Raw genomic sequence first — 6,684 nt, 5'->3', positions numbered from 1 at the left:
AACACCTCGAGCCGACCATCCGCGTTGATTGCGACACTGATCTGGTCGATGGTGCCGCCCAGGGACGCCCAGCCGCTCCACCCGCCTCCGGGCGAGACCTGCCACGTGTGCCACAAGGCGCCGTCCATGCCCCGGGCGAACACCTCGAGCCGACCATCCGCGTTGATTGCGACACTGATCTGGTCGATGGTGCCGCCCAGGGACGCCCAGCCGCTCCACCCGCCTCCGGGCGAGACCTGCCACGTGTGCCACAAGGCGCCGTCCATACCTCGGGCGAACACCTCGAGCCGACCATCCGCGTTACGCGCCGCGGCGAGCAGGTCGATGGTGCCGCCCAGGGATAGCCAGCCGCTCCACCCGCCTCCGGGTGAGACCTGCCATGTGTGCCACAAGGCATGATCTGTGCCGATGGTGAAGATTGCGAGACGACCGTCGCCACTGCGGTTTACCACGGGCCGGTCGATGAGACCACCGCGGGAGTCCCAGCCGCTCCATCCGCCACCGGGCGAGGTCTGCCATACATGCCACAAGGCATGGTCCATGCCTCGGGCGAACACCTCAAGGCGGCCTTGCCTTGAAATGGCGGCGGCCAGGCCGTCCTTTTCTGCGGTGCGAAGCCCGGCTATCACCTGCTGTTCGTCGTGGGACTCGACGAGCCTTGCGGCGAGCATGGCGACGGCGCCGGGCTTCGGCTCGTCACCACCGTCAGGTGTGCCCGGCATCTGCGCGGAAGGATCCGCTGCGGGCATCTCGAACGCCGTGAGATGTCCTGTACGAGCCTCTGGCATCCCTGCGGAGCCTGCTGCAGATTCGCTGGCGGAGACAGGTCCTGCCATCGAGGCCGAAGGGTCTGCTTCGGGCATGACGTCCGTTGCGCCGGAGCGTTCGCTGCGATCCGGTATGCCATCGCCTCCCAACACTCCCTCTTCCGGCTCTTGCCCCGTTCGGGTGCTCGCTTTGTCCACCACCGCGTCCCCCTTCTTTGCTGTCGCTCGTTGCCTGCCTGCTACGTCCCGGCCCCTCATCAGGCTTACCGCTGACGACTCGCGACCGATTGCGGTCGAGGCGGACGCCAGCGTGGCTGATGCACAAACGCATCGGACAGGGCGCGAAAGCGAGCGCTCGGGGCAGCGCACGGTCGCTCACACTCAGCTGGCGAGCGGCCACGAGCGATGGCCAGCTGAGCGCTGTCGGCTGTTCACGAGTGGCCGCAAGCTGAGCGATGAAAGGGGCTTGAAGATCACTTCTCGGCTCGCCGGTGATCGCTTCCCGAAAGCATTGGGGGAAGGAGTCAGCCGGCGGAGCGTTGCCTAAGGTCGTCGGTGATGGCCTTCCACGTCTCCTGCGCAGACGCGGGGACTTGCGGTGTGGCGGCTTCCATCGCGGTGATGGTCACGCCAGAACTGGTCTCGAACTCGAGGGACAGGCTGGCATCTGCGACAAGGAGTCTCAGCTCGGTCAGGGCCGTGTCGGGTTCGGGGTGCTGCTGGAGCAGAAGGGCGGCGCTGGAGGCGCTGTGGTCCGGGTCGGTGTAGAGCTGGCCGTCTGGGTTGATGAAGAGGCCTTGCAGTGCGGCCTCGCGGTAGGCCGGCGGCCAATTGTTCGGGACCTTGGAGCATGCCTGGATCCCCTCAATGCGCACGTTAAAGGTAGCCCGGGCGGCACGCTGGCCAACGGCCAGACCGAGCGCGCGCTGGTCAGGCTCTTCGAGATTGACGATGTTCGCCGCTTGCAGGCGCTCGGTGAGGTTGCCGCCGTAGAAGGTCCCCCCGTCGAGGAGGTCGTCGACCAGGGGCCGGACTGCTCCCATGAGGACTGTCTGCATGCGGGCGAGAGCCCACCTGCTCCAGATGAGAGCACCGTGGACGCAGGTGTCGACGACTTCCGGGGTGATGTTGTGCACCACCGCGCGACCATGTCCGGTCCCATAGCGGTTGCGCAGTTCACGCAGATGTACAGCCATCTTCATGGCCGCATTGGGTACTTGCCGCAGAGGATCGCTGGCGCTCAGGCCCGCCCCCACGGCGTGCTCGATGGTCTTGTGCGCCAGACCCAAAACCTTCTGGTAATCAGCGTTGTCACCACTCGGCTGACCCGCAGCAACGAGGGTGACACGGGCGACCGACTCGACGAGTTCCTTGGCACAGCCCACGAGTAGGGCGCGATCGTCAGCTTCCGCAGCGCGCCCGAGGCGATCGTAGGCGTCCGCTACGGCGGCCCAGTTCTGTTCCCTCAGCCATTGCGCTCGCGGGAGGGGCTCCCCCAGCAGTTTTTGAATCACGGAGGATTATCAGCACAACTGACCTTGGGACACTCACGATTTAACCGGAATGGCCGAGCATGCGGTCGCGGAACTCCTGGAAGGCGTGCCAGCCCGATGCCTGCCTTGGAGTGATCAGGTCCCCCTCGGCACAGTCGAGGGCCTTGCATCCCAGGAAACGTAACGCCCTACGGGGCCACGCCCCCGCGCCTGGCGAGCAGTGAGGGGCCAACAGCGCAGGAGGGGCGGTCCGACTGTGAAGCCGAGCGAGGAGCTGCTCATGGAGGCTAGGCAGAACGAGCGGAGGCCGATCTTGAGGCCTGACACCCGGCCTCGATCTCTAAGCCGTCGGCTTGCGGAGGCTGATCTTCAACAGTCGACTCATGGCAGGTAATGCGCTTGGGGTAGGCGGTAGCGGTCGTTTGGCGGCAGTGGTGATCACCATTCTGTGATCTTGATCAGGTTCCCCTACGGTGTGGGCGGGGTTCTGGCTGTTCTGGGGCAGAGCCCAAGGCGCTGGGGGCGAGCTCAAGGGCGGGCAATGACGTCGCTGTTCGATCGACTGGACACTGAAGAAGCCATCGTCCGAGGCGAGTTGACGGTTCTGCGCGAGAAGGTTGCGCAGGGCGAGGAGCGTTTGGCGCATCTGGCGATCACCCGCGCCACTCTCGCATCACTGGGAGCCACGGGCGCTGAGGGCAGTACCAGTGAGCCCTCCTCCAGTGTGCCAGGCGGCCCCGCCAGCAGCGGGGCCGGGCCGGGCGCCGATGGGCCGATGGACGATGAAGCGTGCGACCCCGCGGGGGAGTCTTCCGAGACAGAGCTGGAGGAGCTGCCGCTGGAGGTGGCTCGTGAGCGGATTCTGGCTCTGCTCGCGCAGACGGGCCGGGCGGTAAAGCTACAGGATCTGGTGCCCGCGATCGGTGAGAGTCGCGTGGAGACGACGCGCTCAAGGTTGAAGGCCCTAATGAAGAAGGGCCTGATCGTCGAAGACCCTGTGGCCTGGTTCGCACTCAAGTCAGCCGCTACTCCAGGCCAGGCTGCGGAGGAGGTTCGGGTGACCTGATGAGGCGTCCGCCGAGTGCGGCCTCGGCCCGCTGCGGCGGATGAGGCTGGCACCGCCGAGATGTGAGCTCGGCGGTGCCGGTTGCTTGAGTCCCTACCAAGGTGGCTCTCGCGTGTCCTGACACTAGTGGAGATCATCCCGGTGTTGGGTACGGAGCCACGAAATCGTCATGCCCGGTCGCAGTCGTGCGATTTCGGGCGCGAATCGAGGCTCATTGTCTGCTTCTCCGAGCACGAACGGGCCCGTCCGGCCACAACGGCACACCGGTGAAGGCGGCCAGCCGGGCAACGGTCGCCACGTCCGGCCAGGACTTTCCGGCGAGCAGGTCCGCGATGGCCTGCCGGTTGACTCCGGAGCCGGCCGCCACCGCGCGCAGGCTCAGCTTCCGGTCCCCCATCTCCCGCGCGAGGCGGTGGGCGATCTGGCGCACGGCCTCGGCCCCGGCGTCCGGGCTGGGCTCCTCGGGCCAGGCTTCAGGGTCGTGGGTCATCTCCCGCGGGGGGCGTGCGCGGGCGCGTCCGCCGACCATGCACGCACCGTCCTCTCTGTCGAAGTCGATCAATCCCCGGACGGCTGCTTGTCCAGCCGCTATTCGTGGACCGTGATCCTTGATCCACAGACTTCCGCGAAGATCGCCAGCTACCGGCCACGGGAGGCCCCGCCCATCTGGGAGGAGGTCGCGTCGCTGGTGAGATCGGTGGTGGCAGCCACGGTGAGCGCGGTCCCCTATGACGTGGAACGGCTGCTGCACGTCACCGCGTCCCTGGCCGTCTGGGCCGTCAAGGCCGGGCATCCCAGAGATCCGGATGCCTGGCTGCGGAACGAGGTCATCGACGCGTACGTGCTCTCGCGCGCGGCCGGTCTTGAGCCGTCGTCGGTGCGGACCTACCGCACGTGGCTGCTGCGGGTCCGGGACGCGCTGGCCTGGAGCGAGCGTGGAGAGGCCGCTCCTGCGCGTCTGCACGCCGAGCCCGCGCCCCATCCTCCCTATGAGCGGGCCGACCTGGCGGGCCTGAAGCACTGGGCGGAGCATCTGCGTGGCCAGCAACGCAGTGACGCTCTGGCGCTGTTGGGCCTCGGGGCGGGATACGGGCTCCAGCCCAGGGAGGTCGCCGCCACCCTCGGGAGTCATCTTCAGCGCCGAGGTGACGCAGACGGCCCGCTGGTGCACACCGGCGTCACGCGCGAGCATCCGCTGGCCGCCCGGTCCGGCTGGGAAGAGATCCTCGAGGAACTGGTCTGGCAGGCCGGACGCGGATACCTTTTCCGCCCTCGCCGCACCGTCGAGTACGCCAAGAACCTGATCGGCTCCTGGTCGCTCCTGCACCAGCCCCCGGAGGGTCTGCCGAGAGTGTCGGTGGGGCGGCTGCGGGCCACGTGGATCGTGCAACTGATGGCAACCGGGCTCGGCCATGATCTGATCGCCAAGGCCGCGGGTCTTGCCTCGGCTGCTTCCCTGGCCCGCTACCAGCACCACGTGCCGCCCCTCGACGACAACACCGCAGCCCGCCTTCTGCGGGACGCCAAGGCATGACCGTCCCCCGCTCCTGGCGGGACAGCAAGAAGATCAGGCACTGCCGGCCCCGTCCGGCCACCGACGCTCCGTTCGCGATACCTGACTCCAAGGTCGGCCAGCTCGATACGCTGCTGCACCACAGCGGCGTACTCGGCCTCATCGATACGGAGCTGGCCGGCCGGCCGGGACCAGGCGGGCTGCCAGTGCGGACCGTGCTGGTGGGCCTGCTGCTGTCCCTGCACTACCACCAGAGCGCCACCCTGGCCGACGCCTGTCGCGTCCTGCTCGACGAGCTCACCCCCACCGCCCGGGCCTGGCTCCACGTCACCAGCGCGGACCAGCGCGATCTGCACGCCAGGCTCGCCTTCTCCCGCCGCCTCTACCGCGCCTTCGACCGGCTGACCACTGCACTGGACCCTTACCGGTGCGATAGGCGCCGCCGTCTGCCCGCCGACGAAGCCGCCGCACACGCCGCGGCCTGGGAGGACGAAGACGCCGAACACCTCAGGCGTCGCCGGCTTCTGCAGGAGATCAGCGACCGCCTGGTCCTGGTCACCATCCGCCTGGCCCACAGACGCGGCCTGTTCAAGGGCTGGAAGGGCGACATCGGTATCGATACCACGCCGGTTCCCGCCTGGCACCACGAGCCGAAGACCCACAAGGCCCTGGCCTCCGTCGAGATCACGGCCGGATGGCACTTCTGCGGGGGCTCCACCGAGGGAATCTTCGGCCACAGCGCGACCCTGCTCGTCGCCGGGAGCCGCCGCCATCCGGCAGGCCACCCACGCGCGGGCCATCGGGTCAGCGGGCACCCTCAGCTCGCCCTGGGTCTGGTGCTGGACACTCCTGGCAAACGGATCGGCCCCAACGCCATCCACGCTCTGGGGGCCCTGGCCCCGTTCCGGTTTCCGGCCGGCGCTCTGGCCGTCGACCGCGCCTACACCGATCAGACCACCCCTCACTTCGCCGAGCCTGCCCGCCGCCTGGGCTACCGTCTCGTCCTCGACTACAAACAAAACCAGCGCGGCGTCCAGGGCAGTGCGCCCTCCGGAGCCCTCCTGGTCGACGGCTCCCTCGCCTGCCCTGCCATGCCGACCCGCTTCGCGCACGCCACCACGGGCCTGGACGACGGCGCAGTCCGCGCCATGGACGACCAGCTCGCCGAGCTCATCGCCCAGCGCCAGCCCTTCTTCCTCAAGACCAAGCAGGCCGCCGACGCACGCGGCACCGTCCGGCTTCAGTGCCCTGCCGCCGGGCCCTCGCCCTCGGTCAACTGCCCCCGCTTCCACCACGTCCACGGCACCGCCGGCGCACGGCCGAAGGCCGTGGACCTCACCAACCTCCGGGCAACCGCCGCTCACAGCGCGGCCAAGACCGCCGTTCCGATCCCCACGGCCGAGCGCCTGCGTCCCCCGCCGAAGAACGAACTGCCACGGATCTGCCAGAAGCCGACCATCACCCTCCACCCAGGCGGCCTCGGCCCGCACGACAAGTTCCGGCAGGACTTCCCCTACCTCGGCCCCGCCTGGCACGACACCTACAAACCCATCCGGGCCAACAACGAAGGACTCAACGGACGAGCCAAGAGCCACCGCATCGACATCGGCGACCCCAAAAAACGCCTCGCCCACGGACGCGCCGCCCAGACCATCCTCGTCGCCCTGATGGTCTGCACCCTCAACCTGCAGATCCTCCACGACTGGCACCTGACCACCGGCACCCCACCCGCCACCGAGACCGACCACAACAGCCTCGACCACGACAGCCACCTCATGCCAGCCGCCCACACCAGCACCGGGATACCACCGCCGTGACGCGCGCCACACCACGCGATTCCTGAAG

General features: G+C 68.3%; 5 protein-coding genes and 1 pseudogene. 3 read left to right on the top strand and 3 right to left on the bottom strand.

What is annotated here, in order from left to right:
• Both K6I33_RS25250 and K6I33_RS25245 read right to left on the bottom strand, forming a co-directional pair.
• Positions 1-749 (bottom strand): annotated as a pseudogene (locus K6I33_RS25250) (hypothetical protein); the annotation flags it as partial.
• Positions 750-1,291: 542 nt separating this feature from the next.
• Entirely contained in the window at positions 1,292-2,152 is an 861-nt protein-coding gene (locus tag K6I33_RS25245) for an abortive infection family protein (protein ID WP_229356826.1), read from the bottom strand.
• A gap of 649 nt (positions 2,153-2,801) precedes the next feature.
• On the opposite strand from K6I33_RS25245, the gene K6I33_RS25240 reads away from it, so the two are divergent.
• Positions 2,802-3,326 (top strand): hypothetical protein, encoded by a 525-nt coding sequence (locus tag K6I33_RS25240; protein WP_229356825.1) that lies wholly within the window; start codon positions 2,802-2,804, stop codon positions 3,324-3,326.
• A 211-nt stretch (positions 3,327-3,537) separates the two neighbouring features.
• Here the strand turns inward: K6I33_RS25240 and K6I33_RS25235 are convergent, their stop codons facing one another.
• Positions 3,538-3,816: a helix-turn-helix transcriptional regulator gene (locus K6I33_RS25235; protein ID WP_229356824.1), complete on the bottom strand. Its 279-nt coding sequence runs from the start codon at positions 3,814-3,816 to the stop codon at positions 3,538-3,540.
• A gap of 111 nt (positions 3,817-3,927) precedes the next feature.
• Here K6I33_RS25235 and K6I33_RS25230 point away from each other — a divergent pair, with 111 nt between their 5' ends.
• Together K6I33_RS25230 and K6I33_RS25225 are read left to right on the top strand one after the other, a co-directional pair.
• On the top strand, positions 3,928-4,860 hold the full coding sequence (locus tag K6I33_RS25230; RefSeq protein ID WP_229356823.1) for a hypothetical protein: 933 nt from the start codon (positions 3,928-3,930) through the stop codon (positions 4,858-4,860).
• Positions 4,857-6,656 (top strand): hypothetical protein, encoded by a 1,800-nt coding sequence (locus tag K6I33_RS25225; protein WP_229356822.1) that lies wholly within the window; start codon positions 4,857-4,859, stop codon positions 6,654-6,656. Before K6I33_RS25230 ends, K6I33_RS25225 begins: the two co-directional genes overlap by 4 nt.
• Positions 6,657-6,684: the final 28 nt, after the last annotated feature.

It is taken from the genome of Streptomyces sp. UNOB3_S3, from assembly GCF_020740895.1.
GTDB lineage: Bacteria > Actinomycetota > Actinomycetes > Streptomycetales > Streptomycetaceae > Streptomyces.
The sequence above is the reverse complement of the archived record's forward strand: the minus strand, read 5'-3'. Positions and strand labels throughout refer to the sequence as shown.

What these genes read in the sequence shown, in the direction of transcription:
- K6I33_RS25240 (WP_229356825.1), top strand. Translation starts at nt 2,802, where the DNA reads ATGACGTCGCTGTTCGATCGACTGGACACTGAAGAAGCCATCGTCCGA.
- K6I33_RS25235 (WP_229356824.1), bottom strand. Translation starts at nt 3,816, where the DNA reads ATGACCCACGACCCTGAAGCCTGGCCCGAGGAGCCCAGCCCGGACGCC.
- K6I33_RS25225 (WP_229356822.1), top strand. Translation starts at nt 4,857, where the DNA reads ATGACCGTCCCCCGCTCCTGGCGGGACAGCAAGAAGATCAGGCACTGC.